This window comes from Pseudomonas tructae (genome assembly GCF_004214895.1).
Taxonomy (GTDB): Bacteria; Pseudomonadota; Gammaproteobacteria; order Pseudomonadales; family Pseudomonadaceae; genus Aquipseudomonas; species Aquipseudomonas tructae.
Genome location: NZ_CP035952.1, coordinates 1170454 through 1196542, shown reverse-complemented (window position 1 = coordinate 1196542; position 26089 = coordinate 1170454). Strand labels below are relative to the sequence as shown.

Annotated in this window: 26 protein-coding genes and 2 tRNA genes; 16 read left to right on the top strand and 12 right to left on the bottom strand. The window is 62.0% G+C overall.

The features are described 5' to 3' along the window. Positions 1 to 81 precede the first annotated feature (81 nt). From murI to hemA, 5 genes are read right to left on the bottom strand one after another with little or no spacing between them, the layout of a single operon-like run. Entirely contained in the window at positions 82 to 882 is an 801-nt protein-coding gene (murI, locus tag EXN22_RS05390; RefSeq protein ID WP_130263092.1) for a glutamate racemase, read from the bottom strand. After that, positions 875 to 1630, bottom strand: coding sequence for a molybdopterin-synthase adenylyltransferase MoeB (locus EXN22_RS05385; protein ID WP_130263091.1), 756 nt, complete (start codon positions 1628 to 1630; stop codon positions 875 to 877). Before EXN22_RS05385 ends, murI begins: the two co-directional genes overlap by 8 nt. Continuing rightward, positions 1624 to 2454, bottom strand: coding sequence for a peptide chain release factor N(5)-glutamine methyltransferase (gene prmC, locus EXN22_RS05380; protein ID WP_130263090.1), 831 nt, complete (start codon positions 2452 to 2454; stop codon positions 1624 to 1626). The genes EXN22_RS05385 and prmC overlap by 7 nt, the downstream gene beginning before the upstream one ends. Continuing rightward, the gene (prfA, locus tag EXN22_RS05375; RefSeq protein WP_130263089.1) at positions 2455 to 3537 is read right to left on the bottom strand and encodes a peptide chain release factor 1; all 1083 of its coding nucleotides are present in this window, start codon (positions 3535 to 3537) and stop codon (positions 2455 to 2457) included. Continuing rightward, complete coding sequence (hemA, locus tag EXN22_RS05370) at positions 3534 to 4811, bottom strand: glutamyl-tRNA reductase (protein ID WP_130263088.1); 1278 nt, start codon at positions 4809 to 4811, stop codon at positions 3534 to 3536. Before hemA ends, prfA begins: the two co-directional genes overlap by 4 nt. 176 nt (positions 4812 to 4987) lie before the next feature. On the opposite strand from hemA, the gene EXN22_RS05365 reads away from it, so the two are divergent. The 9 genes from EXN22_RS05365 to ppk2 all read left to right on the top strand — a co-directional run bounded on the left by EXN22_RS05365 (position 4988) and on the right by ppk2 (position 12778). Beyond that, the gene (locus EXN22_RS05365; protein WP_130263087.1) at positions 4988 to 6712 is read left to right on the top strand and encodes a tetratricopeptide repeat protein; all 1725 of its coding nucleotides are present in this window, start codon (positions 4988 to 4990) and stop codon (positions 6710 to 6712) included. A 4-nt stretch (positions 6713 to 6716) separates the two neighbouring features. Next, positions 6717 to 7334: a lipoprotein insertase outer membrane protein LolB gene (gene lolB / locus EXN22_RS05360; protein ID WP_130263086.1), complete on the top strand. Its 618-nt coding sequence runs from the start codon at positions 6717 to 6719 to the stop codon at positions 7332 to 7334. Between the two features lie 3 nt (positions 7335 to 7337). Then, positions 7338 to 8189, top strand: a complete 852-nt coding sequence (gene ispE / locus EXN22_RS05355) for a 4-(cytidine 5'-diphospho)-2-C-methyl-D-erythritol kinase (RefSeq protein ID WP_130263085.1) — start codon at positions 7338 to 7340, stop codon at positions 8187 to 8189. 34 nt (positions 8190 to 8223) lie between these two features. Further along, a tRNA-Gln gene (locus EXN22_RS05350) sits at positions 8224 to 8298 on the top strand. A 48-nt stretch (positions 8299 to 8346) separates the two neighbouring features. After that, a complete protein-coding gene (locus tag EXN22_RS05345) occupies positions 8347 to 9288 on the top strand; it encodes a ribose-phosphate pyrophosphokinase (RefSeq protein ID WP_010225730.1) in 942 nt (313 codons plus the stop codon). Between the two features lie 137 nt (positions 9289 to 9425). Next, the gene (locus tag EXN22_RS05340; protein ID WP_130263084.1) at positions 9426 to 10016 is read left to right on the top strand and encodes a 50S ribosomal protein L25/general stress protein Ctc; all 591 of its coding nucleotides are present in this window, start codon (positions 9426 to 9428) and stop codon (positions 10014 to 10016) included. A gap of 80 nt (positions 10017 to 10096) precedes the next feature. Next, positions 10097 to 10681: an aminoacyl-tRNA hydrolase gene (gene pth, locus EXN22_RS05335; protein WP_130263083.1), complete on the top strand. Its 585-nt coding sequence runs from the start codon at positions 10097 to 10099 to the stop codon at positions 10679 to 10681. 21 nt (positions 10682 to 10702) lie between these two features. Then, positions 10703 to 11803: a redox-regulated ATPase YchF gene (gene ychF / locus EXN22_RS05330; protein ID WP_130263082.1), complete on the top strand. Its 1101-nt coding sequence runs from the start codon at positions 10703 to 10705 to the stop codon at positions 11801 to 11803. Between the two features lie 165 nt (positions 11804 to 11968). Then, positions 11969 to 12778 carry a polyphosphate kinase 2 gene (gene ppk2, locus EXN22_RS05325; protein WP_130263081.1) on the top strand — a complete coding sequence of 270 codons (810 nt, stop codon included), beginning with the start codon at positions 11969 to 11971 and terminating at the stop codon, positions 12776 to 12778. Positions 12779 to 12791: 13 nt separating this feature from the next. Here the strand turns inward: ppk2 and EXN22_RS05320 are convergent, their stop codons facing one another. Further along, positions 12792 to 13961, bottom strand: coding sequence for an MFS transporter (locus EXN22_RS05320; RefSeq protein WP_130263080.1), 1170 nt, complete (start codon positions 13959 to 13961; stop codon positions 12792 to 12794). Positions 13962 to 14332: 371 nt separating this feature from the next. On the opposite strand from EXN22_RS05320, the gene EXN22_RS05315 reads away from it, so the two are divergent. Further along, complete coding sequence (locus EXN22_RS05315) at positions 14333 to 14890, top strand: hypothetical protein (protein WP_130263079.1); 558 nt, start codon at positions 14333 to 14335, stop codon at positions 14888 to 14890. Positions 14891 to 14897: 7 nt separating this feature from the next. Here the strand turns inward: EXN22_RS05315 and EXN22_RS05310 are convergent, their stop codons facing one another. Beyond that, positions 14898 to 16115: an MFS transporter gene (locus EXN22_RS05310; RefSeq protein ID WP_130263078.1), complete on the bottom strand. Its 1218-nt coding sequence runs from the start codon at positions 16113 to 16115 to the stop codon at positions 14898 to 14900. A 174-nt stretch (positions 16116 to 16289) separates the two neighbouring features. Here EXN22_RS05310 and EXN22_RS05305 point away from each other — a divergent pair, with 174 nt between their 5' ends. The 4 genes from EXN22_RS05305 (at position 16290) to EXN22_RS05290 (ending at position 20435) form a co-directional block, all read left to right on the top strand. Beyond that, on the top strand, positions 16290 to 16811 hold the full coding sequence (locus EXN22_RS05305; RefSeq protein WP_130263077.1) for an RNA polymerase sigma factor: 522 nt from the start codon (positions 16290 to 16292) through the stop codon (positions 16809 to 16811). Further along, complete coding sequence (locus EXN22_RS05300; RefSeq protein WP_130263076.1) at positions 16808 to 17749, top strand: FecR family protein; 942 nt, start codon at positions 16808 to 16810, stop codon at positions 17747 to 17749. The genes EXN22_RS05305 and EXN22_RS05300 overlap by 4 nt, the downstream gene beginning before the upstream one ends. A 101-nt stretch (positions 17750 to 17850) precedes the next feature. Further along, a complete protein-coding gene (locus EXN22_RS05295) occupies positions 17851 to 20265 on the top strand; it encodes a TonB-dependent siderophore receptor (RefSeq protein WP_130263075.1) in 2415 nt (804 codons plus the stop codon). Positions 20266 to 20358: 93 nt separating this feature from the next. Then, a tRNA-Met gene (locus tag EXN22_RS05290) sits at positions 20359 to 20435 on the top strand. 66 nt (positions 20436 to 20501) lie between these two features. On the opposite strand, the gene EXN22_RS05285 is transcribed toward EXN22_RS05290, so the two are convergent. Further along, a complete protein-coding gene (locus tag EXN22_RS05285) occupies positions 20502 to 21116 on the bottom strand; it encodes a LysE family translocator (protein ID WP_130263074.1) in 615 nt (204 codons plus the stop codon). Between the two features lie 123 nt (positions 21117 to 21239). On the opposite strand from EXN22_RS05285, the gene EXN22_RS05280 reads away from it, so the two are divergent. Further along, on the top strand, positions 21240 to 22118 hold the full coding sequence (locus EXN22_RS05280; RefSeq protein ID WP_130263073.1) for a LysR substrate-binding domain-containing protein: 879 nt from the start codon (positions 21240 to 21242) through the stop codon (positions 22116 to 22118). Here the strand turns inward: EXN22_RS05280 and EXN22_RS05275 are convergent. Beyond that, the gene (locus tag EXN22_RS05275) at positions 22106 to 22723 is read right to left on the bottom strand and encodes a D-Ala-D-Ala carboxypeptidase family metallohydrolase (RefSeq protein WP_130263072.1); all 618 of its coding nucleotides are present in this window, start codon (positions 22721 to 22723) and stop codon (positions 22106 to 22108) included. The genes EXN22_RS05280 and EXN22_RS05275 overlap by 13 nt on opposite strands. 87 nt (positions 22724 to 22810) lie before the next feature. Here EXN22_RS05275 and EXN22_RS05270 point away from each other — a divergent pair, with 87 nt between their 5' ends. After that, a complete protein-coding gene (locus EXN22_RS05270) occupies positions 22811 to 23950 on the top strand; it encodes a hypothetical protein (RefSeq protein ID WP_130263071.1) in 1140 nt (379 codons plus the stop codon). Positions 23951 to 24030: 80 nt separating this feature from the next. On the opposite strand, the gene can is transcribed toward EXN22_RS05270, so the two are convergent. From can to EXN22_RS05255, 3 genes are read right to left on the bottom strand one after another with little or no spacing between them, the layout of a single operon-like run. Beyond that, on the bottom strand, positions 24031 to 24669 hold the full coding sequence (can, locus tag EXN22_RS05265; RefSeq protein WP_130263070.1) for a carbonate dehydratase: 639 nt from the start codon (positions 24667 to 24669) through the stop codon (positions 24031 to 24033). Positions 24670 to 24729: 60 nt separating this feature from the next. Next, positions 24730 to 25182 carry a ribosomal protein S18-alanine N-acetyltransferase gene (rimI, locus tag EXN22_RS05260; RefSeq protein WP_130263069.1) on the bottom strand — a complete coding sequence of 151 codons (453 nt, stop codon included), beginning with the start codon at positions 25180 to 25182 and terminating at the stop codon, positions 24730 to 24732. Continuing rightward, positions 25175 to 25972 (bottom strand): energy transducer TonB, encoded by a 798-nt coding sequence (locus EXN22_RS05255; RefSeq protein WP_130263068.1) that lies wholly within the window; start codon positions 25970 to 25972, stop codon positions 25175 to 25177. The genes rimI and EXN22_RS05255 overlap by 8 nt, the downstream gene beginning before the upstream one ends. Positions 25973 to 26089: the final 117 nt, after the last annotated feature.

The window sequence follows — 26089 nt, the reverse complement described above, 5'->3', positions numbered from 1 at the left end:
GTTTGTTGTCTCACCAGACAATAAATAGAAATCGGTAGCGTTGCGTTAGTTCAGCCAATGTTCAGTGCTTTTCACACTTTCTTACACTGGAAAGCTTCGCACACTGTCAGATTTATTCCACAGAATTGGAAGGATGTTTCTCAGATGTTCAGGGCTGGCACTGGTCCAGAATTGCGTCGCGCGCGCCGGTCCCGCAGCCAGCAACTGACGCTCGCCCAGCAGGCGCTGTAATTGCCGGGCAACGGCGGCCCCGGTATCGATAATTGCCACCGAGGCCGGGATCATTTGCGCCAGTAGGGGCTTGAGGAAGGGATAGTGGGTACAGCCCAGGATCAGCGTGTCGCAGCCGGCGTCGAGCAAAGGTTTTACATAGCCTTGCAGCAGTTCGCGCACCGCCGGGCTGTTCAGGTCACCCGCCTCGATGCACTCCACCAGCCCCGGGCAAGGCTGGGTGACGACCTGTACATCACTGGCGAAGCGATCGAGCAAGGCGGCGAACTTGGCACTTTGCAGGGTACCCGTGGTGGCCAGCACACCGACAACACCACTGCGGGTAGCGGCGGCGGCAGGCTTCACCGCTGGCTCCATGCCCACCAGCGGCCATTGCCGATAGTGCTCGCGCAGGTCAGCCACTGCCGCCACGGTCGCGGTATTACACGCCAGGACCATGGCCTTGGCGCCCTGCTCGCGAAAAAACTCGGCAACCACACGACAGCGCTGGCGGATAAATTCCGGCGACTTCTCGCCATAGGGGATATGCCCGCAATCGCCGACATACAACAGCGACTCGTTGGGCAGCAGGCGCTGAATCTCAGCCAGCACCGACAGGCCGCCGACCCCGGAATCAAAGACGCCGACCGGCGCCGCTGTACCTTCAGCCATGTTGCCCGCCACAGACACGGCAACCTGGGTCACGCTTGACCCGCAGTTCACGGAAGCGGCTACCCAGGGCATCGATCAATAGCAGACGCCCTACCAGCGGCTCACCAAAGCCGGCCAGCAGCTTGAGCGCCTCCAGTGCTTGCAGGCTGCCAACCAATCCTACCAGCGGGCCGAGCACGCCGGCTTCGCTGCAGGTCAGTTCGGCTTCGCTGCCATGGCCGTACAGGCAGTGGTAGCACGGGCTGTGCGCAAGACGTGGGTCGAACACCGACAGTTGCCCTTCCAGGCGAATCGCCGCGCCGCTGACCAGTGGTTTGCCCTGGGCGACGCAGGCGGCATTGACCGCTTCGCGAGTAGCGAAGTTGTCCGAGCAATCGAGCACCAGGTCGACGGCCTTGACGGCAGTGGCCAGGGAGTCTTCATCGAGGGCCGAGCGATGAGCCATCAGGGTGATTTCAGGGTTGATCGCCGTGAGTCGGGCAATCGCAGAATCGACCTTGCTCAGGCCTACCGAAGCGCTGTCGTGCAGAACCTGGCGCTGCAGGTTGGTGACGTCCACTGTGTCGAAATCGGCCAGGTGCAACTCGCCGACGCCGGCCGCCGCCAGGTACAGCGCCACCGGCGAACCAAGGCCGCCGAGGCCGACGATCAGCGCCCGGCTGTTTTTCAGACGCAGCTGACCGGCGACATCTACCTGCGCCAGGAGGATCTGCCGGCTGTAGCGCAACAGCTCCTGATCGCTCAGCACGACAGCCGCCCCAGGGTGATGCGCTCGTGACCGTTGAGGTCAAGGCGGCTTTCGATCTGCTCGAAACCATATTTGGCCAGCAGTTCGCGCACGGCAGCGGCCTGGTCATAACCGTGCTCGAGCAGCAACCAGCCAGCAGGCAACAGGTGTTCCGGTGCCTGGCTGACAATACTACGCAGATCGTCCAGGCCGTCTTCACCGGAAACCAGCGCGCTGCTTGGCTCAAAACGTACGTCACCGGCCACCAGGTGCGGGTCGGCGGCGGCAATGTACGGCGGGTTGCTGATGATCAGGTCGTAGCGCTCGCCAGCCAGGGCGTCGAACCAGTGACTGCTGCGCACGTTGACGTTGTCCAGTTGCAAGCGCTGGCGGTTGCGTTCGGCCAGGGCCACGGCTTCGAGCACGCGGTCGACGGCGCTGACCTGCCATTGTGGACGCTCACTGGCCAGGGCCAGGGCAATCGCGCCAGTCCCGGTGCCCAGGTCGAGCAGACTGACTCTGCTGGCCGGCAGCAACTGCAGGGCGGTTTCAACCAGCAGCTCGGTTTCCGGGCGCGGAATCAAGGTATGCGGGGCCACTTCCAGGTCGAGTTTCCAAAAACCCTGCTGACCGAGAATGTAGGCCACCGGCTCGCCAGCGCGGCGGCGCTGCAGGTAGTCGGCGAAGGTCAGCGCAGCTTCACTGCTGACAATGCGCTCCGGCCAGGTGTGCAGGTAACTGCGCGACTTGCCGATGGCCGCAGCCAACAGCAGTTCGATGTCCAGACGCGCCGTCGGCGAATCCGGCAACTCCGCACCGCGGAGCAAGCTGGCAATAATCGTCATTTACTCACCCAGTGCCGCCAGTTGATCCGCCTGGTACTCGGCCAGCAATGGCTCGATTACCGCATCGACTCCCCCGGCCAGAACGTCATCCAGGGAATACAGGGTCAGGTTGATACGGTGATCGGTCACCCGCCCCTGTGGATAGTTGTAGGTTCGAATTCGCTCGGAACGATCGCCCGAGCCGACCAGCAGCTTGCGCTCGCTGGCCATGGCGTTCTGCGCCGCGCTGGTCTGGATGTCGTTAAGCTTGGCCGACAGCCAGGACATTGCCCGCGCCCGGTTCTTGTGCTGGGAACGTTCTTCCTGGCACTCGACGACGATGCCGGTGGGCAAGTGCGTGATACGGATCGCCGAGTCGGTCTTGTTGATGTGCTGACCGCCGGCCCCGGAGGCGCGGTAGGTGTCGACTCGCAAGTCCGCCGGGTTGATTTCGATCGCTACCTGCTCGTCCGGCTCCGGCAGCACCGCCACGGTGCAGGCCGAAGTGTGGATACGGCCCTGGGACTCGGTCTCGGGTACACGCTGAACGCGGTGGGCACCGGACTCGAACTTCAGTTTGCCATACACGCTGTCGCCTTCGACCCGGGCGATGATTTCCTTGTAGCCGCCATGCTCGCCTTCGTTCTCCGAGAGAATTTCCAGGCGCCAGCCGCGCTTTTCAGCGTAGCGCGAGTACATGCGGAACAGGTCGCCAGAGAAGATCGCCGCTTCGTCACCGCCGGTACCGGCGCGGATTTCCAGGAACACGTTGCGCCCATCATTGGGGTCCTTTGGCAATAACATGCGCTGCAGCTGGTTTTCCAGCAGCGCCAGTTGATCCTTCGCCTCACGCACCTCTTCCACGGCCATTTCGCGCAGGTCCGGATCGCTGTCCTTGAGCAGCGCCTGGGCGCCGGCCAGGTCATCCTGAACCTTGCGCCACTGGGCATAGGCAACGGCTACCGGCTCGACTTCGGCATATTCACGGGAATAGGCGCGAAAGCGGGTCTGGTCGGAAATGACTTCGGCATCGCCCAGCAGGGCAGTCAATTCCTCGAAACGGTCCTGGAGCGTATCCAGTTTATTGAGCAGCGACGCTTTCATTGCGGGGTTTTATCCGTCGAACCCTCGGAGAGGGCAAAGAGTTCCTGGGCCATGGCCAGCGCATCGAGGCGGCCTTCGGCAGAGAGCTTTTTCAGCTGCACGCTGGGCGCATGCAGCAACTTATTCGTCAGGCCACGGGCCAGTTGCACCAGCACTTCATCGGCGCTGGCACCGTTGGCCAGTAAACGCTGGGCCTTTTGCAGTTCCTCGTCACGCAGGCGTTCGCTCTGCTGACGGTAAGCCTTGAGTACATCCACTGCAGCCAGCTCACGCAGGCGCAGCATGAAGTCTTCGGCGCCTACCGAGACCAGCTCTTCGGCGGCCTGGGCAGCGCCCTGGCGGCTCTTGAGGTTCTCGGCGACCACTTCGTGCAGGTCATCGACGGTGTACAGGTAAACGTCATCGAGCTCGCCAACCTGCGGCTCGATATCCCGCGGCACGGCGATGTCGACCATGAAGATCGGCTTGTGCCGACGCTGCTTCAGGGCGCTCTCCACCGCACCCTTGCCCAGGATCGGCAACTGGCTGGCGGTGGAACTGATGACGATATCGCTGTTGACCAGCTCCTGGGGGATGTCAGCCAACAGCACCGCATGGGCACCGAACTGTTCGGCCAGGATACTGGCGCGCTCCAGAGTCCGGTTGGCAACGACGATGCGCCGTACGCCTTGCTCGTGCAGGTGACGAGCCACCAGGGTGATGGTTTCGCCCGCACCGATCAACAGCGCCTGGCTACGACCAAGGTCACTGAAAATCTGCTTGGCCAGGCTGACCGCAGCGAACGCCACCGACACCGGGTTTTCACCGATGGCGGTATCCGTGCGCACCTGCTTGGCGGCACTGAAGGTGGCCTGGAACAGCCGTCCGAGCAACGGGCCAATGGTGCCGGCTTCGCGGGCCACGGCATAGGCCGACTTCATCTGCCCGAGGATCTGCGGCTCGCCCAGCACCAGCGAGTCCAGGCCCGAGGCCACCCGCATCATGTGTCGCACGGCATCGTGATCTTCATGGATGTAGGCGCTGGCGCGCAGCTCATCGAGGCTCAGCTGATGATATTCGGCCAGCCAGCGCAGCACACTCTCTGCCGCCAGGTGGTCCTGCTCTATATAAAGTTCACTGCGGTTGCAGGTCGAAAGGATCGCGGCTTCGCGGCTGGCGGTCAGTCGGCAGAGCTGCTGCAAGGCGTCCACCAGCTGCTCAGGGGTAAACGCCACGCGCTCGCGTACGTCTACCGAGGCAGTCTTATGGTTGATACCGAGGGCAAGAAAGGCCATGCAAGGTCGCTGATTGTGACGAGAAGCCGATAATTGTCCTACTTCGCAGGGCGCAGAACAACCACCGCTCGCTATTGTCTCTATAGTCTACCCCTACCGAGACCTTCGCTTATGGGTTTGCCCCGGCGCTTGTGTCATGATGAGCCGACCGCTGGTAAGCCGCCCAAATCCCGATTATGAATAGATCCTACGCGTTGCTCCTTGCCCTTGCCTTGCTCCAGGGCTGCCAGACCCTGGCTCCGAATTCTCCGGATGCCAAGGCGCCTGCAGATGCCGTCCCGGTGCAACCGGCCAAGCCCATCGTCTATGGGTCGTTCAGCCAGGACACCATCTACAGCCTGCTGAGCGCCGAGCTGGCCGGCCAGCGCGACCGTTTCGACATTGCCCTGGACAACTATGTCAGCCAGGCGATCAAGACCCAGGACCCGGGTATCTCCGAGCGTGCCTACCGCATTGCCGAATACCTGGGCGCCGACCAGGCCGCCCTCGACACCTCGCTGATCTGGGCGAAAAACGATCCGGACAACCTCGATGCCCAGCGCGCCGCCGCCATCCAACTGGCCCGCAGTGGTCGCTACGACGAGTCGATGGTGTTCATGGAGAATGTCCTCCAGGGCCAGGGCGACACCCACTTCGATTTCCTCGCCCTGTCGGCGCTGGAAACCGACGCTGACACCCGCGCCGGCCTGCAGAACAGTTTCGATCGCCTGCTGGTGAAATATCCCGACAACAGTCAGTTGGTGTTCGGCAAAGCCCTGTTGCTGCAGCAGGACGGCAAGGCCCAGGCGGCCCTCGACCTGCTCGAAGAACACCCGCCCGAGGCTGGCGAGATTGCCCCGGTGCTGCTGCGCGCCCGTCTGCTGCAAGGCCTGGACCGCGGCAAGGAAGCCCTGCCGCTGCTGCAAAAAACCATTCGCCAGTACCCGGACGACAAGCGTCTGCGCCTGACCTACGCACGCATGCTGGTCGAACAGGATCGGCTGGCCGATGCCAAGGCCGAGTTCGTCAGCCTGGTCCAGCAGTATCCGGATGACGACGAGCTGCGTTACTCGCTGGCCCTGGTCAGCCTGGAAACCAAGGACTGGGACGAAGGTGCCAGCTACCTCGAAGAGCTGATCGCCCGCGACAGCCATGTCGATGCCGCGCACCTGAACCTGGGCCGCATCTTCGAGGAGCGCAACGACCCGCAAGGCGCCCTGAACGAATACGCCCTGGTCGGCCCCGGTAACGACTACCTGCCGGCGCAACTGCGTCAGGCCGATATTCTCATCGGCAACGGCCGTAGCGCCGAGGCCTCACGGCGCCTTGCCGCAGCCCGCGAGGCCCAGCCCGACTACGCCATCCAGCTGTACCTGATCGAAGCCGAAGCGCTGGGCAACAACGACAAGGACGCCCAGGCCCTGCAAGTACTGCAGCAGGCCATCAAACAGTATCCGGACGACCTCAACCTGCTCTACACCCGGGCGATGCTTGCGGAAAAACGCAACGACCTGGCCCAGATGGAAAAGGACCTGCGCAGCATCATCAGCCGCGAGCCGGAAAACGCCATGGCCCTCAACGCCCTGGGCTACACCCTGGCTGACCGTACCAGCCGCTACGCCGAAGCCAAGACCCTGATCGACAAGGCGCACCAGATCACCCCGGACGATCCGGCGGTGCTCGACAGCCTCGGCTGGGTCAACTACCGCCTGGGCAATCTCGACGAAGCCGAGCGCCTGCTGCGCCAGGCGCTGGAGCGCTTCCCCGACCATGAAGTGGCCGCCCACCTGGGTGAAGTGCTCTGGGCCAATGGCAAGCGCCGCGAAGCCCGCCAGGTCTGGGCCAAGGGCTTCGAAGCCCAGCCCGAAAGCCCTATCCTGCGCAAGACCGTCCTGCGCCTGACCGGATCCGAGACTCTATAAGCCTATGTTTTTGCGCCACTGCATTACCTTCTGCCTGATCGCCCTGCTTGCCGGCTGTGCCGGCTTCGGCTCCCGTGAGGCCCTGCGGGGTGAGGGTAGCCCGCAGCTGTGGCGCGAACACAAGCAACAACTGAGCACCCTCGATGGCTGGCAGATCAACGGCAAGGTCGGGATCCGCGCGCCGAAAGACTCCGGCAGCGGCACCCTGTTCTGGTTGCAACGCCAGGACTACTACGATATTCGCCTGTCCGGCCCGCTGGGCCGCGGTGCTGCACGCCTGACCGGACGTCCCGGCGGCGTGACCCTGGAAGTCGCCAACCAGGGGCGCTTCGAAGCGCAAAGCCCCGAAGCCCTGCTCGAAGAACAACTGGGCTGGGAACTGCCGGTATCGCATCTGGTCTGGTGGATTCGCGGCCTGCCTGCCCCTGACAGCAAGAGCCAGCTGACCCTCGACAGCGACAGCCGCCTGGCCAGCCTCAAGCAAGATGGCTGGGACGTGCAGTACCTGAGCTACGCCGAACAGAACGGCTACTGGTTGCCCGAGCGCATCAAGTTGCACGGGCAAAACCTCGACGTGACCCTGGTGGTCAAGGACTGGCAACCTCGGCAACTGGGCCACTGATTTATGAACACTGCAACCCTGACCCTGCCGGCACCGGCCAAGCTCAACCTGATGCTGCACATTCTTGGCCGCCGTGCTGATGGCTATCATGAGCTGGAAACCCTGTTCCAGTTTCTCGACCATGCCGACGAGCTGTCCTTTGCCCTGCGCGAAGACGGTGAAGTTCGCCTGCACAGCGAGATCGACAACGTTCCCCATGAAAGCAACCTGATCGTCAAGGCCGCGCGCAAGCTCAAGGCCCTGACCGGCTGCGACAAGGGCGTGGATATCTGGCTGAAAAAGATCCTGCCCATGGGCGGCGGCATTGGTGGTGGCAGCTCCGACGCCGCCACTACCCTGCTGGGCCTCAACTATTTATGGCAATTGGGCTTGAGCGAAGACCAACTGGCCGAGCTGGGCCTGAGCCTGGGCGCCGACGTGCCGGTTTTCGTCCGTGGCCACGCGGCATTCGCCGAGGGCGTGGGCGAGAAGCTCACCCCAGTGGACCCCGAGGAGCCCTGGTATGTTGTGCTGGTCCCGCAAGTATTTGTTAGCACAGCAGAAATTTTTTCCGATCCGCAGTTGACACGTGATTCCTTGCCCCTTAAGATGCGCCCCGTTCCCAAGGGAAACAGTCGAAATGACTGCCAACCGGTGGTAGAGCAGCGTTACCCAGAGGTACGCAATTCATTGTATCTGTTAAACAAATACACTGAAGCCCGACTGACCGGAACTGGAAGTTGTGTGTTTGGGGCCTTCCCAAACAAAGCTGAAGCTGATAAAGTTTTGGCCCTTCTTGCAGAGACCCAAACAGGGTTTGTAGCCAAAGGAAGCAACATTTCGATGTTGCACCGAAAGCTGCAGAGTCTGCTCTAGGAACCGAGTACCAGGTACTCGCAGCAACAGATACAGGGGCGTCGCCAAGCGGTAAGGCAGCAGGTTTTGATCCTGCCATGCGTTGGTTCGAATCCAGCCGCCCCTGCCATTTTCCTTATACTCATCCAGGTATACCCTCAGCCTTCAGGTACTGCGCGTGTCCAAGATGATGGTCTTTACGGGGAACGCTAACCCCGATCTGGCTCGGCGTGTCGTACGTCAGCTGCATATCCCACTCGGTGATGTTTCTGTCGGTAAATTCTCCGACGGCGAAATCAGCACTGAGATTAATGAAAATGTTCGCGGTAAGGACGTTTTCATCATTCAGCCGACTTGCGCGCCAACCAACGATAACCTGATGGAACTGGTAGTGATGGCCGATGCCTTCCGCCGCTCCTCAGCTTCCCGAATCACTGCCGTGATTCCTTACTTCGGATATGCCCGCCAGGATCGCCGTCCGCGTTCGGCGCGTGTAGCTATCAGCGCCAAAGTCGTCGCTGACATGCTCACCGTCGTAGGTATCGACCGTGTTCTCACCGTCGACCTGCACGCTGACCAGATCCAGGGTTTCTTCGATATTCCGGTAGATAACATCTACGGCTCCCCCGTTCTGGTGGATGACATCGAAGACCAGCGTTTCGAGAACCTCATGATCGTGTCCCCGGACATCGGTGGCGTCGTGCGTGCACGTGCTGTTGCCAAGTCCCTGGGCGTTGATCTGGGTATCATCGACAAACGCCGCGAGAAGGCCAATCACTCCGAAGTGATGCATATCATCGGCGACGTCGAAGGACGTACCTGTATTCTCGTCGACGACATGGTCGACACCGCCGGCACCCTGTGCCACGCGGCCAAGGCCCTGAAAGAACACGGCGCTGCCAAGGTTTACGCCTACTGCACGCACCCTGTCCTGTCGGGTCGGGCGATCGAGAATATCGAGAACTCCGTGCTGGACGCACTGGTGGTGACCAACACCATCCCGCTGTCCGCTGCAGCACAAGCCTGTGACCGTATCCGTCAACTGGATATCGCACCGGTTGTTGCCGAGGCGGTCCGCCGCATCAGCAATGAAGAATCGATCAGCGCGATGTTCCGCTGAGGGTTTTCCCTCGCGAACCTCTTGTTGACGAAAAGCGCCCCGCCCCAACACTGGTTGTTGGGGCGGGGCTTTTTTGCCCACCCCGTTTGGCGCTGGTCGCAAACGCCTGCGGGAGATGGCTATTTTGGAGATACAAAATGACTGATTTCATCCTGAACGCCCAAGCGCGTACCGACCTGGGGAAAGGTGCGAGCCGCCGCCTGCGTCGTCTCGCCGCCCAGATCCCTGCCGTTGTTTACGGTGGTGACAAAGAAGCTCAATCCCTGACCATCGTGGCCAAGGAAATCGCCAAACTGTTCGAAAACGAAGCTGCCTACAGCCACGTTATCGAACTGAACATCGACGGCAAGAAAGAAAACGTCGTTGTCAAAGCGATGCAGCGTCACCCGTCCAAGCAGTTCATCATGCACGCTGACTTCGTCCGCGTTGTTGCTGGCCAGAAACTGACCGCCAAAGTACCTGTGCACTTCATCAACGAAGAAGCCCCGGTCAAGAAAGGCGGCGAAATCTCCCACGTAGTGGCTGATATCGAAGTTTCCTGCGAAGCCAAAGACCTGCCTGAGTTCATCGAAGTTGACCTGGCCAACGCTGAAGTCGGCGCGATCATCCACCTGTCGGACCTCAAAGCTCCGAAAGGCGTTGAGTTCGTCGCTCTGGCTCACGGCAACGACCTGGCAGTTGCCAACGTCCACGCTCCAAAAGTAGCACCAGAAGCAGCCGCAGAGTAATTCGTTACTCCGCAGGTGTTGCTCGGGCCCCTGATGCGTCAAGCACAGGGGCCTCACAACTCCAAGGAAGAGCCCCTGACGTGACCGCCATCCAACTGATCGTCGGCCTGGGAAACCCCGGCCCCGAATACGAACAGACCCGGCATAACGCAGGGGCTCTTTTCGTAGAACGCATTGCCAACGCACAGCGCGTCAACCTGACCGCTGATCGCAAGTATTTCGGCCTGACGGCTAAATTCAGCCATCAGGGCAACGACGTTCGTCTACTGATTCCGACCACCTACATGAACCGCAGCGGCCAGGCCGTTGCTGCACTGGCGAATTTTTTCCGTATCCCGCCAGATGCCATCCTGGTGGCCCACGACGAACTCGACCTGCCTCCGGGCGTCGCCAAGCTCAAGAAGGGCGGCGGCCACGGTGGGCACAACGGGCTGCGCGATATCATCGCCCAGCTCGGCAACCAGAACGACTTTCACCGTCTGCGGCTTGGCATCGGCCACCCGGGTGACAGCAGCAGGGTCTCCGGTTTCGTCCTCGGCAAGGCGCCCCGCGCCGAGCAGGAGAAGCTGGACGCCAGTATCGATTTTGCCCTCGGCGTGCTGCCGGACATCCTCGCCGGCGACTGGACGCGTGCGATGAGAGAGCTGCACAGCCAAAAGGCCTGACTCTTCGAAGAGGGAATCACCATGGGTTTCAATTGCGGCATCGTCGGCCTGCCCAACGTCGGCAAGTCCACTCTGTTCAACGCCTTGACCAAATCCGGCATCGCTGCTGAGAACTTCCCGTTCTGCACCATCGAGCCGAACAGCGGCATCGTCCCCATGCCCGATGCACGCCTGGATGCCCTGGCGGCCATCGTCAAGCCGAACCGCGTACTGCCGACCACCATGGAATTCGTCGACATCGCCGGCCTGGTTGCCGGCGCCTCGAAAGGTGAAGGCCTGGGCAACAAGTTCCTCGCCAACATCCGCGAGACCGACGCCATCGCCCACGTGGTGCGCTGCTTCGAAGACGAGAACGTGATTCACGTCTCCAACAGCGTCGACCCCAAGCGCGATATCGAAATCATCGACCTGGAACTGATCTTCGCCGACCTCGACAGCTGCGAGAAGCAACTGCAGAAGGTTGCGCGCAACGCCAAAGGCGGTGACAAGGACGCTCTGGCGCAGAAAGCCATCCTCGAAAAACTGATCCCGCACTTCACCGAAGGCAAGCCTGCGCGCAGCCTTATGAAGAGCATGGCCGACGACGAGAAGGCTGTGATTCGCGGCTTCCACCTGCTGACCAGCAAGCCGGTGATGTACATCGCCAACGTTGCCGAAGACGGCTTCGACAACAACCCGCACCTGAACACCGTGCGCGCCATCGCTGAAGAAGAAGGCGCAGTCGTGGTGCCGGTGTGCAACAAGATCGAAGCGGAAATCGCCGAGCTCGACGAAGGCGAAGAGAAGGACATGTTCCTCGAGGCCCTGGGCCTGGAAGAGCCAGGCCTGAACCGCGTGATCCGCGCAGGCTACGGCTTGCTCAACCTGCAGACCTACTTCACTGCCGGCGTGCAGGAAGTCCGTGCCTGGACCGTGCGCGTCGGCGCTACCGCACCACAGGCTGCTGGCGTGATCCACACCGACTTCGAGAAGGGCTTCATCCGTGCCGAAGTTGTCGCCTATGACGACTTCATCCAGTACAAGGGTGAAAGCGGCGCGAAAGAAGCCGGCAAATGGCGTCTGGAAGGCAAGGACTACATCGTCAAGGACGGTGACGTGATGCACTTCCGCTTCAACGTCTGATCCGCCTGCTCGGTCCTGCCGGATCCGGATGAGCCCGAAACCCCTTGAGGCCATGCTTCAAGGGGTTTTTCTTTTCCTGCGCTGCGCCCAAACGCCGGCCAATACCCAGATCTATACTCAAGGCCGCATTCACACGGCTCTCGCCCACAGATCAGGTATCGGTCCATGGCTAAAAAGAAGGAAAAGCAAAGCAACAGCGAACGCCTCCCCCGCAAAGAATACGAGCAAGCGCTCAAAGCCCTGCACGTCGAACTGGTCAAGTTGCAGCAGTGGGTGGTGGCCAAGGGTCTGAAAGTCTGCATCGTCTTCGAAGGTCGCGACGGTGCTGGCAAGGGCGGTACCATCAAGGCCATCACTGAACGCGTCAGCCCGCGGGTGTTTCGTGTGGTGGCGTTGCCCGCACCGACCGAGCGGGAAAAAAGCCAGATGTACGCCCAGCGCTACGTACAGCATATGCCCTCGGCCGGGGAGGTGGTGATCTTCGACCGCAGTTGGTACAACCGCGCCGGCGTGGAACGGGTGATGGGTTTCTGCACCGAAGAGCAGGCCAACAAGTTCCTCTCGGTGGCGCCATCGTTCGAGAAGATGCTGGTCGAATCCGGCATCGTGCTCGTCAAGTACTGGCTGGAAGTCAGCCCTCAGGAGCAGGAACGGCGCTTGAAAGAGCGTATTACCGACGGCCGCAAAATCTGGAAACTGACGCCGATGGACCTCAAGTCCTTCACCCGCTGGGACGACTACACCCGCGCGCGCGATGACATGTTCGCCGCCTCAGACACCTCCTGGGCTCCCTGGTATGTGGCCGTTTCCGAGGACAAGCGACGGGTGCGCCTGAACATCATCAGCCACCTGCTCAAACAGGTGCCTTACGAGGACATCACCCACAAACAGAAGATCGAGCTGCCCAAACGCGGCAAGATCGGGCGCTACAAAAGCACTCGCTACACCTCGCGCATGGTTCCCGAGCGTTTCTGAAGCGGCAACTGTACTACGCCGCGCCCTGATCGGCGCGCTGCGCGCGAAAGGCTCGGCGCCGGGCACTGCGAGCGAACACCACGAACAGCGCAGCCATGGCCGTCAACGCCATCGGCAGGCCATGGGGCGCCACGTCCATGGCCGCGCCACTGATCAGCGGCCCAAGCAGGCTGCCGACACCCCAGAGCAAACCGACACTGGCATTGGCGGTGACCAGGTCCTGGCCTTTGAACTGCTGGCCGATCAACACCAGTGCCAGGGTATAGACCCCGCCCGCCACGGCGCCGAGCACCACCAGAGCTGGCCACAACAACCATTGCAGGCCGATCAGCCACGGCAGCGCCAGGCCGATCAGCATCGCCACCACGCCGCACACCAGGTGCACGGTGGTGCGTTCGCAGCGGTCGGCCAGCCAGCCGATGGGCAACTGGAACAGCATGTCGCCCGTGAGGATCACCGTCACCATCAACGCTGCAACGCCCACGGCGTAGGCATGGTTGGTGGCGTACACCGGCAGCAGTGAAAGAATCACCGCATCGAAGAACGAGAAGAACAGTACGCCCATGCACAAGGCTGGCGCGACGCGAAAAAAGCCCGCCAGGGAAAAGCTCTTGCCGCCCTCCTCGCCATGCTCGACATGATCATTGGGTACCGTCAGCACGATGCACAGCAGCGCCAGGCCGTAGCAGCCGGTCACCACCGTGGTCACCCAGGTGCTCTGCGCCCCGAGCAGCGCCAGCATCGCCGGGCCGAGCATCTGAAAGCCGGTGAAGGCCGTGGCGTACAGCGCCATGATCTTGCCGCGGTTGTGCTCCGGGCTCAGCTCGTTGACCCACGACTCACCGAGGATGATCGCGATGCCCATGCCGATCCCCAGGCACAGGCGCAGCAGGCCGAGCCAATAGAGCGAAGAGAAGCCCCATTCGAGCAAGCCGATGCTCAGGGTGCACAACCCAAAACTCAGCAGGTAGATGGTGCGCCGGGTCAGATGCCGGCAACAGGCATCGACCATGAACGCCGAGAGCATCATCCCCGCCGCCGGAATGGCCGAGACGATGCCGATCTGCAAAGTACTGGCACCGGCGTCGAGCAAGCGCAGCGAGACCAACGGCAAGCTCGCCCCAAGGCTGAAACCGACCACCGACACCGCAAACAACAAGCCCAGCAACAAACGCGTATTCATCACAACTCCAGACTCACCGGCGCAAGCACGACATCGCACCTGCGCAGGCGCCTACATGACCGTAAAGGATTCGGTTACTGGCATGCCGGCCACGGCAAAACGCCGGGCATACAACCGCCAGGTCAGGAGGTGTGACGGTGAGGCGAGAAGGTAAAGGCGAACAAGACGCTGCGCCGACGCTTGAGCACCGTGTCACACGGCCAGTCGCACACAACGGCTTGTAGAACAGCCGGCTGAATTGCGCATGGACGGGAAAAGCACTTCATGGGTCGACTACAGGCAAAAAGGAAGGACGGCACTCTAGGGGAAGCCCGGGCCAGACGTCAATCTCGCTGTGCTACCCTCGCGCCATCATGGAAGAGGATCAGCGCATGTCCGAGCATCATCAGTTCATATTCCCGCGCTATCGCCACCTGCCCGCGCCGGACTGGAAAGCCCTGGAGCGACAGCTGCTGGCGCTGGACTGGCTGGAGCCTGCTGCGAACGGCGCAGTGGATGAAACCTGCGACTGTGATGACAGCCTCTGGTGCAGCCCGCTGTACCGGCCGAGCGCCGAGCTGTTCGGGCGCCTTGGGGTCGAGGTGGACCTTGCGCAGGTCGTGCGCCTGTTCGAATTCGAGCGCGGCCAGCCGTTTGTCTGCGCGGGCGAGAACTTCACCTTACCTGGGCAATGCCAGCACGCCCTGGTCGACGAAGAAACTTTGATGCAGTTCATGGGCGACGCCATTGAAGCGCCGCACACGACCTGGTGCAGCCCGCTTGACGGTACCGCGTACTACCTGATGGACCTGGACTGGGAATTCAGTTTCGGCGTTGGTGAGCAAGTACTGCGCAGCGACCGCCTCAACCGCGCGCAAACCGAACGCCTGGCCGCGCTGATCGGTGAGCTGACCGGGCAGCCGATGAGCGGCGCCCATCGGCATCGCTGATGCAACCTCAGCGTTTGCCGGTAGACGGCAGCAGGATCGCCAGCAAGCCGAACAGCGGCAAGTACGAACAGAGGCTGTAGACGTACTCGATACCCTTGAGGTCAGCCAGGTAGCCCAGCGCCGCTGCACCAATACCGCCAAAGCCGAACATCAGGCCGAAGAAGATCCCGGCGATCATGCCGACATTGCCCGGTACCAGTTCCTGGGCGTAGACGACAATGGCCGAGAACGCCGAGGCGAGGATAAAGCCGATGATCACACTGAGCACGCTGGTCCAGAACAGGTCGACATAGGGCAGCAACAAGGTGAACGGCGCGACACCCAGTATCGAGAACCAGATCACCGCCTTGCGCCCGATTCGGTCACCGATCGGCCCGCCAAAGAAGGTCCCGGCGGCCACCGCGCCAAGAAACAGGAACAGGTGCAACTGCGAGCTGGCCACCGACAGGTCGAATTTCTCGATCAGGTAGAAGGTGAAATAGCTGGTGAAGCTGGCCATGTAAAAGTACTTGGAGAACACCAGCAGGCCCAGCACCACCAAGGCACCGATCACCCGCTGGCGGGACAGCCCGTGGGTGGCGCGCTGGCCCTGCTTGGCCTTGAACAGGCTCAGGTGCTCCTTGTACCAGCGGCTCAGGCCATAGGTGACCAGCACGGCGCAGACTGCGAACAAGCCGAACCACACCACATTGCCCTGGCCGAAGGGAATGATGATCGCCGCCGCCAGCAACGGCCCGAAGGCCGAGCCGGCATTGCCGCCGACCTGGAAGGTCGACTGAGCCAGACCAAAACGCCCGCCGGAGGCCAGCCGGGCGATACGCGAGGTTTCCGGGTGGAAGGTCGACGAGCCGATCCCCACCAGCGCCGCTGCCAGCAGAATCATCGGGAAGCTGCCGACATAGGCGAGCATGACAATACCCACCAGGGTGCACAGCGTGCCCAGCGGCAGCAGGTTCGGCATCGGTTTGCGGTCAGTGTAGAAGCCTACCCAGGGCTGCAGCAGCGAGGCGGTGACCTGGAAGGTCAAGGTGATCAGCCCTACCTGAGTGAACGTCAGGCCATAGTTGGCCTTGAGCAGCGGATAGATCGACGGCAGCACCGCCTGGATCAGGTCGTTGATCAGGTGCGCCAGGGCGCAGGCAGCAATGATGCGCATCACCAGCGGGCTGCTCTGGGCAGTCGCGGTGCTGGCAGATGACGTTGACGAGGCAGTGCTCACAGCCATGACAAAAGCTTCCATCCGGTAGGCGGGATCCAATTATCCAGAAATCGTTAGCAAGCGCACTATTCTTTTCGACCAACGTACTTTTGACGTACTTGTTAATAATTCTCAATAACGCTAGCATCGCCTGCGTTTTCAACGACTCCACTGCCTGCCTATTCGAGACCCGCATCCGCCATGTCCGACGACCAGGACAATCGCAGCCTGGCGCTGCTCTATCAGCATCACCGCAGTGAACTGCTGGCGTTCCTGACGCGGCGCGTACGTTGTCGGGAGACCGCCCGCGACCTGCTGCAGGATGCCTTTGTGCGGCTGATGCACAGCGAACGTGGCGAGGTTGGCAACTTGCGAGCGTTTTTGTACCGCATCGCCAACAACCTGAGCATCGACCATGCTCGGCGCAGCCAGGTACGCGGGATCAATGACGAGCAGGCGCTGGAGCAACTGCTCAACGAAACCTCACCCGAGCGCAGTGCCGTGGCCGGAAATACCCTTGACCATCTTGAACGCCTGATCGACGGCTTGCCTTCGCCGACCCGCGAGGTGTTCTTGCTCGCCCGGGTCGAACAGCTGAGCTACAAGGACATCGGCGCACGCCTTGGGCTGGACCCCCGTGCGGTCGAACGTCATCTGAACAAAGCCCTGAGCCATTGCGCCGCGGCGGCCCTGCATAACCGAAACAAGACTGACTTGCCATGAACCCATCGCCCAACACACCTCATCCAAGCGAACCAGGCGACCGGGAACAACAAGCCCTGGACTGGTTTACCCGGCTGCGTGCCAGCGACCTCAGCGTCGAAGAGCGCCAGGCCTTCGAACAGTGGCGCCAGGCCCCCGAAAACGCCCGGACCTTTGCCGAGGTCGAGCTGTTCTGGCAACAGCTGGAACTGCCGGCGCGTCGCCTGCACAAGATCGAACGCCGCGCCGCGCCGCGCTCCTGGGGCGGTTGGGCAGTGGCGGCGAGCATCTTGCTGATCAGTGGCCTGGTCATGCTGCAGCTGCCGTTGCTGCAGCGCCTGAACAGCGATGTTGCCACCGCCGTTGGCGAGCGCCGGCAGATCCAGCTGGCCGATGGCTCGCGGCTGACCCTGGACAGTGCCAGTGCGGTGGATGTCGACCTGCGCGGACCGGTGCGCAAGCTGCGTTTGGTGCAAGGGCAGATGTTCATTGAAGTGACCCATGACGGTCGGCCCTTCGTGGTCGACATCGATGACGCCCAGGTGCAGGTATTGGGTACGCGCTTCTCGGTCAGCCGCGGTCGCGATCACGATGAAGTGGTACTGCTCAAGGGCAAGGTCGAGGTCAGCAGCGCCGGTGACAAACGCATGCTTGCCCCCGGTGAACGCGTAACCCTGAGCGGCAGTCGCCTGGACCAGGTCGAGAAAGTCGATGCCGAACGCTTGCTGGCCTGGCGCGAAGGGCAACTGCGGGTCCGTGAAGTGCCATTGCGCCAGGTGCTGGAGCAACTTGCCCAGTACCAGGGCAGTCGCCTGCTGTACATCGACGAACAAGTCGGTCGGCGCCGAGTCAGTGGCAGCTTCAACCTCGACCAGGCCGGCAGTGCCATCGATGCCCTGGCGCGTACCCAGAACCTCAACGTGAGCAATCTGGCCGGGCAATGGGTCATCGTGCGCTGAGCCATAAAAAAAACTTTGCGCGCATTCGGTAATTGCCGTGCCTGCTGCGTCACACCTCCACATAAGAAGCATTATCGTTTGTATTCTCTGGGGGAGGACACATGCAGTACCCACGCGATTTCCGATTCAGCCGTCTGCCGCTGGCCCGCGCCATTCTTGCCGCCAGCCTGTTTAGCGTAACCCTGGGCCTGCCGGTGCAGGCCGCCGAATCTGCCCAGGCCCAGGCCCAAGCGCTGGACTTCAACATCCCGGCGCAACCCTTGGCCGATGCCCTGGACCAATTCAGCGCCCAAAGCGGGCTGCAGGTGATCTACGACGCCAACCAGCTGGCCGGGCGCTCATCGCCGGGGGTCAAGGGCCGCATGAGCCCGACCCAGGCGCTGCAGGCACTGACTGCTGGCAGCAGCGCGCGCTTGAGCCAACCCAACGCCAGCAGCTTCGTCATCGACCTGCCGATGGAACTGGGCAGCGCCTTGCAACTGGATGCCGTGAGCATTTCCGGCAAGGCCCCGGGCTCCACCACCGAAGGCACCGGGCTGTACACCACCTACTCCTCCAGTAGCTCGACGCGGCTCAACCTCACCCCGCAGGAAACTCCGCAGTCGCTGACCGTGATGACCCGCCAGCGCCTGGATGACCAGCGCCTGACCAATCTCAGTGATGCCCTTGAAGCGACCCCGGGGGTAATTGTCGTGCGCGACGGCCTGGGCGCCGAGACCGACAGCTACTACTCGCGCGGCTTCGTCATCCAGAACTACGAGATCGACGGTGTGCCGACCGTGACGCGGATGGACAACTACACCCAAAGCATGGCGATGTACGACCGTATCGAGATCGTGCGCGGCGCCAGCGGCCTGATCAGCGGCATGGGTAACCCGTCGGCGACCATCAACCTGATCCGCAAGCGCCCGACCGCCGAAGGCCAGGCCAGCGTCACCGGCTCGGCAGGCACCTGGGATCGCTATGGCACAGGCTTCGACGTCTCCGGACCGCTGACCGAAAGCGGCAACGTGCGTGGCCGCCTGGTGGCCGACTACAAGACCGAAGGCGCCTGGATCGACCGCTATAAGCTGGAGAGCCAACTGTTGTATGGCATCACCGAGCTCGATCTGAGCGAAGACACCCTGCTGACCATGGGCTTCAGCTACCAGCGCACCGACGTCGACTCGCCGCTGCGCACCGGCCTGCCGACCCGCTTCAGCACAGGCGAACGCAGCAACCTCAATCGCTCGATCAACATGGCCCCGGACTGGTCGTACAACGACCACGAACAGACCAGCTACTTCGCCTCGGTGGAGCAGCAACTGGGCAATGGCTGGAGCGGCAAGATCGAGTACAGCCATTCCGAGAACAAGTTCGATGAAGTGTTCGGCTTTCTCATGGGTAACCTGCAACCCGACGGCAGCGGCCTGACCCAACTGCCGGTGCGTTTTTCCGGTACACCACGCCAGGACAACCTTGACCTGTACCTGACCGGCCCATTCAACCTGTTCGGTCGCGAGCATGAACTGATTGGCGGCGTGACCCTGTCCAAGTACAACGAAAACGTACCGAGCTGGGGCGGCTGGCGCTACGACTACAACGCCACCCCTGGGGCTGCGGTTGACAACATCTTCGACTGGGACGGCAAGCAGCCCAAGCCGGACTGGACCATCAGCGGCAAATCGTCGATGGAAGAAACCCAGTACGCCGCCTACCTCACCTCGCGCCTGCACCTGAGCGACGACCTCAACCTGATTCTCGGCAGCCGGGTGATCGACTGGAAGCGTGACACCGAAGATCGCCCGTACGGTGGTGAAAAGACCGAGGTCAACCGTAAAGAGACCGGCGTGTTCATCCCCTATGCCGGGGTAGTCTACGACCTGGATGAAACCTGGGCGCTGTATGCAAGCTATACCAAGATCTTCAACCCGCAAGCCTCCTGGGTCACCGACGAGAACAACAAGCCGCTCGACCCGATGCAAGGTATCGGTTACGAGATGGGGGTCAAGGGCAGCCATTTCGACGGCAGGCTGAACTCGAGCCTGGCGCTGTTCAAGCTCGAACAGGACAACCTGGCGATCTGGGTGCATGACAACGTCTACGAGGCCAAGCAGGACACCACCTCCAAAGGCCTGGAGATGGAGCTCAACGGCGAGCTGGCCGAAGGCTGGCAGGCTTCGGCGGGCTACACTTACACCCTGACCACCGACAACCAGGATGAACGTATCGCCACGGTGTATCCGCGTCACAGCCTCAAGACCTTCACCAGCTACCGCCTGCCCGGGGTGCTCGACAAAGTCACCGTGGGTGGCGGCGTCAACTGGCAAAGCAAGGTTGGCACCGACCTGCACAGCTTCGACCAGGGCAGCTACGCACTGGTCAACCTGATGGCGCGCTACAACATCAGCGAAAACCTCAGTGCCACGGTCAACCTCAACAACGTCTTCGATCGCGAGTACTACTCCATGGCGTCGTCCTATGGCAACTACGGGGCGCCGCGTAACCTGATGACCACGTTCAAATACGACTTCTGAGCCCGTTTACGGCTAAGCGGTTGATCGCGCGTTAATTTTTTTTAAAAAGAGTGTTGACACAAATCCGTTTCAGGCGAATAATGCGCGCCACTTGGCTACATAGCTCAGTTGGTTAGAGCATAGCATTCATAATGCTGGGGTCCGGGGTTCAAGTCCCTGTGTAGCCACCAAGTACTAAAAAGGGCTTACCGCAAGGTAAGCCCTTTTTTCTTGCCTGCGATTTTTACCCTCCCCGCTTAGCGCACATTGGCGAACACTACCGCCAGCCCCAGACCAATCAACGCCACGCCGATCACCCGATCGACCAGACGCTGCCGCTCGAGCATGGCCCGGCGCAAGACTGTGCTAGAAAAAAACACCGCCACCAGGCTGAACCACAACCAGTGGGCAAACGACATGAACGCGCCATAGCCGAAGTTGATTGCCAGCGAGCTGCCTGGCTGTACCACCTGGGTATAGGCACTGACCACAAACAGCATGGTCTTGGGGTTCAGGGCGTTGGTCAGAAAGCCTGAGCGCAAGGCCGCCAGCACGCCTAGCTGGCTGGCGTTGGCACCCTCCAGGGAAATCCGCGTGGTGTTGGTCAGTGACTTGTAGCCAAGATAGATCAGGTACCCCGCCCCCAGCACCTTCATGGCCAGGAACAGCGCCGGGCTCTGGCTGATGATCACCGCGATGCCCAACACGGTGTAGAGCACATGCACCTGTACGCCCAGGGCAATGCCCAAGGCTGCCGCCAGGCCCGCCCGGCGGCCAAAGGCGTAACTGCTGCGGGTGACCATGGCAAAGTCGGCCCCCGGGCTGATCACCGCCAGCACGGTAAACAGGGCAACGGCTATGAGTTCATTCACGTAAAGCTCCTCGATCTGCTAGGCCAATGCACAGATAGCTCTGCGCGCCGACATTATCGAAAGCTTCGGGTAAGGCAAAAAGCGATTTATAGTGAAGCAAATCCGCTAGTTTTTCTCACAGATATGAAATTGCCTGCGCTGTCCGCCTTTCGCTACTTCGACGTTGCCGCGCAAACCCAGAGCTTCGTGCGCGCCGCCGAACTGCTCAATGTCACCCACGGCGCGGTAAGCCGGCAGGTGCGCCTGCTGGAGGAGTCGCTGGGGGTGCAACTGTTCGAGCGACGCAACCGGGCCATCTTCCTCACTGCGGCCGGACGCGCCCTGCACGGCACCACCCTGTCGATCTTTGAGCAACTGGAAGGTGCGGTGTACCGCCTGCAGCAGCAAGCACGGGAGAACGTGCTGGTACTGTCGTGCGAACCGACCATCGCCATGCGCTGGTTGATCCCGCGGCTGCCAGCCTTTCATGCCTCTCACCCGGATATTCATCTGCACCTGGTGGCGGCGGGCGGGCCGATCGACTTTGCCCGTAGCGGTGTCGACCTGGCCCTGCGCCGTGATGACTTTCACTGGGACGCCAACCTGCATGCACTGAAGATCTGCGACGAATGGGTCGGCCCGGTGTGCAGTGCCGGGCACGCCCTGCCCAAACACGGCCTGGCCGGCCAACGCCTGCTGCACAGCGGATCGCGCCCCCATGCCTGGAACACCTGGCTGCGCCAGGCGGGCGAATCGGCCAAGGGCAGCAGCCGCGCCGATTACGAACACTTCTACCTGTGCATCCAGGCCGCCGCAGCAGGGCTGGGCGTGGCCATGGCCTCGCGCCTGATGGTCCAGGATGAAATCGACAGCGGCCAGTTGCAGGCGCCGCGCGGCTTTATCCAGGACCAGTCGGCCTACTACCTGCTCAGCCCCCAGGCGATTCTTGACGATGACAAAAGCCGCTGTTTCGCCCAGTGGGTGATAGAACAATCACACGCCTGCCTGGCTCACCTGACCTGAGCCTTGCCGGCCACCGCCGGGGCGCAGAAGGAGGAACCGGCACTGAAATCACCACCCCAGGTGCGGAACCCCGCCGTGTCGATGTGAATGCGCCCTGACGGGTAACGCCCCAGGCCCATGTTCCAGTCCTTGCCATGCACTTGCCAGAAGCTGCACAGCGGCGTCGGATCGGCCCAGTTCGGCAGCAACAGGTCGACCGCAAAGGCCCGGGTATGGGCGCTGGCCTCGGCGCCTCCGGCACAACGGTTGAGCACCGGGTTGCGGTAAGCCGACACCACTTCGTACTGTTTGAGCGCGCCTTGCTCGCCCAGGGTCTTGAGCAACAGCAGTGTCGAGCGCACCGCCGGCCACTGCGCCGTTGGCGCCACCGCAAAGGGCTCGGCCCTGCACAAGCGCCAGTCACTGGCCGAGCGTAGCAGTTGATGAATCGGCACCACGCCATACAGGCGCGCGTCCACCAGCATCTGGCGAAACGGCCGGGTCTGGTGATCGCCCGCCCACTGGGCAAACAGATGCAGGTCACGCTCTTCGGCCCGGGCCTGAGTGACTGCGAGCACTGTCAGTAAAAGCCCTGCACCGATACCAGCTTTGCACCACGAATTCATCAGCCCGCTCCCCTTCCCAAGCCCCAGGAAATTCCTCCAGTATGGCAAGCCTCCCGACTACGGGGAGGAACTGACAAGGAGTTAAGCATGCACACGACTGCTCCACTGGCCTTCGCCCTGGCCACACTGGCCTTCAGCAGCGCCATCCAGGCCGACGCCCGAATCGACCTGGGCGACCAGGAACGGGTGACCCGGCTGTTTGCCTACCCCAACAACTGCAACGTTATCTGCTTTCGTGACTGGACACTGGAGCAGACGGTGGAGCACTACCTGACCCAAAGCGTGCGACGCGACGGATACGCGGGCGCGACCGTCAAGGTCAATCGCGACAACGACAAACTGCATGCTGACATCCAGGGTGTCCCGAGCGACTACAGCAAGCCCCTGCAGGCGCTGCTCGACACCGGCGAGCTGGCCTACCAGGGCGCGAGCCAGCTCAACCGCGACGGCAAGTGGGCCTACAGCTGGAACCTGTTCCTGCCCCTGGGCATGGCCCTGGAAAAGCGCCGTAGCATCGAACTCTTGCACTTCCCGCCCGACTACTCGCTGACCCAGGCTCAGGACTACCTGCGCTCCAACACCACCGACCGCTGGGCCACGCTGCTGACCTTCAACGGCATCCCCGCCGAGCACACCCCCGCCTACCAGACCATCGTCGACATCGCCCCGATCGCCGCACCAGCCAGTGCCGGCAAGGATCTGGAAGGCGTGTACGGCTACTTCAAGGATTATCAGGTGCAGATGGTCAAGGAAGTGACCCGCACCGGTGATGGCGCCTCCTTGCCGATGGTTGCCTTCGGTTCGCCGGTACGCAGCTGGATCGAGCAGCAGTACGGACCCAAGCTCTACGTGCTGGGCCTGGCGACCATCAGCCCGACGCCTGGGCAGAAGGTACCGGTGCTGGGTGCCAACCACCCGAGTGCGATCTGGTATGCGGCGGACAAGACCAACTATGGGGGTGACCAGGACAAGGCCGATCAGGCCGGGCTGAAAATGATGGGGCAGGACTTGAGTGCGGCCTGCTGGCAAGCGGGCATGGGCCGTAACCCGGCGGCGGATGCCAAGGCAACCCTGGGCGCCTGCACCCAGAAGTGGCAGGTAACGGCGAAGAAACAGACGTGCGAGCTGTACTTCCGCACGATTCGCAACATGACCCCGGAGCAGGCCAGTGCCAAGTGCAATACCGGTGCGGTGACGCGGACGCTGCGCGATTTGCAGAAGAGTTGAGGTGGACTCATCGCGGGGCAAGCCCGCTCCCACAGGGCTGAGCATCAATCCTGTGGGAGCGGGCTTGCCCCGCGATAGACTCAATCCTGCGGACGCAAGCGGTACTGCGGCGGCAACTGGTCGATGCCACTGATGGTCGCATTCAAGCTCTTCCAGCGCCCATCCTTGATGCCATAGATGCAGCCATGCACCGACAGGCTCTGCCCACGGTGCCAGGCATTCTGGACGATGGTGGTATGACCGACGTTGGCCACCTGCTGGATCACGTTCAGTTCGCACAGGCGATCCACCCGCTCCTCCTCGGTCGCAAGCTTGGCCAGCTCCACACGGTTGTCGTAGTACAGGTCGCGTATCGAACGCAGCCAGCCATCGATCAGGCCTAGCTGACGATCCTGCATCGACGCCCGCACCCCGCCACAACCGTAGTGGCCGGTGACCAGGATGTGCTTGACCTTGAGCACATCCACCGCGTACTGGATCACCGACAGGCAGTTGAGATCGGTGTGCAGCACCACATTGGCGACATTGCGGTGAACGAACAGGTCGCCCGGCAACATGCCGACGATCTCGTTAGCCGGCACCCGGGCGTCCGAGCAGCCGATCCAGAGGAACTCAGGGGTCTGCTGACGCGCAAGCTTGGCGAAAAAATCCGGATCTTCCTGCTTGATCGCATCGGCCCAGCGCGCGTTGTTATCAATCAGTTCTTGTAGATCGTGCATGTTCAAGCCTCATGGTGAATGCGCATCGTGTGACAGGCGGCAAGCCCGAGCCGCTACCAGCTACTCGAACAGGGTGCAGGCCATGACCAGGGCGTCTTCGCGACCGCCAGCAACCGGGTAATAGTCACGACGACGGCCAATTTCATTAAAGCCAAAGCGTTCGTACAGGCGATAGGCCGACTGGTTGCTGGCACGTACTTCCAGGAAGCACTCGCGGCCATTGCTTGCGTAGGCGCGCTTCATCAGCTCTTCCAGCAGGCGCAGGCCCAGGCCGCGGCCCTGGCTTTCCGGCTTGACGGTGATATTGAGCAGGTGCGCCTCATCGATGATCACGTTGATCACGCCGTGGCCAACCTGCTGCTGGCCTTCGAACATCAGCCAGATTTCATAGGACTTGAGCCCGTCGAGGAAGATCCCACGGGTCCAGGGGTGGCTGAAGGCTGCGTATTCGATCTTCAGTACGGCATCCAGATCCGCCTCGGTCATCCGGCGGAAGCTGATTGTGTCACTCATCACGTGGTTTCCAGCGCGCCATCAGCCGGCGCATGGCTTGCCAGACGTCCGCTTTACGCTGCGGCTCGTCCATCAACAGTTCAAGCCCCGGCAAGGCCCAGGCAGTGCCTAGCCCTTCAACCGGTAACTCGCGGTAGTAAGCTTGGGCGTCGGCCTCGCCGGCAAAACGCACGGCAGGCAGGCCGATCAGCCACAGACAGACGCACGGCGCTTCTTCAAGCCGGGCCTGGATAAAACCCTGAACGAAATCGGTCGCAGCCTGCGGCCCCTGATCGAGGTTGCCACGCACCAGCAGCGGCCAGCGCACCGGCTCGCCGATGATCTGCGGGCTGTCCGGCAGGCCGGCGGCGCGCAGCATGTCCTTGAGCAGCAGATAGGAAGGGTCGCGGCTCTGGAACGCCTCGCCGGTGGCAAGCTCAACCAGCAGCAGGCAATTGCCGGCACGCAGCAGTTGCAGGGCAAAGCGTGGCGGTGGCACGGGGGCGGGCCTGGCCGCGACAGGTGGCTTTTCGGCCTCTTGCGCAGGCTTGGCGGCCACTTTCGGCGTACTGCCGGGGCGCGGGATCTCGATCTTCGGGCGCTCACCGGTGCGCACCTGCGGCGCACTCGGTGCAACGGCCGCCACCGCTGGTGCACGCTCCTGCGGCTCGAATGCCGGCTCCTCCAGCGGCGCCACCGGCAGCAACAGCTCCGGGCGCGACGGTGCGGCGAACGGCAGTTCGGCACGCGGCAGCCAGTGCACCACTTGCATGGCGTTGAGGTAAGCGCGGCGGCGGGACTCGATTAACAAGAAGGATCGGCCATCTGTGGGTAAGTCAGGGGCGATATTCTAACGTTGTTCGTCGCTCGGCGCCGCTGTTGATCGGCAGAAAACCGCCCGACAGCAGCTTGAAGCGATCAGGGGGTG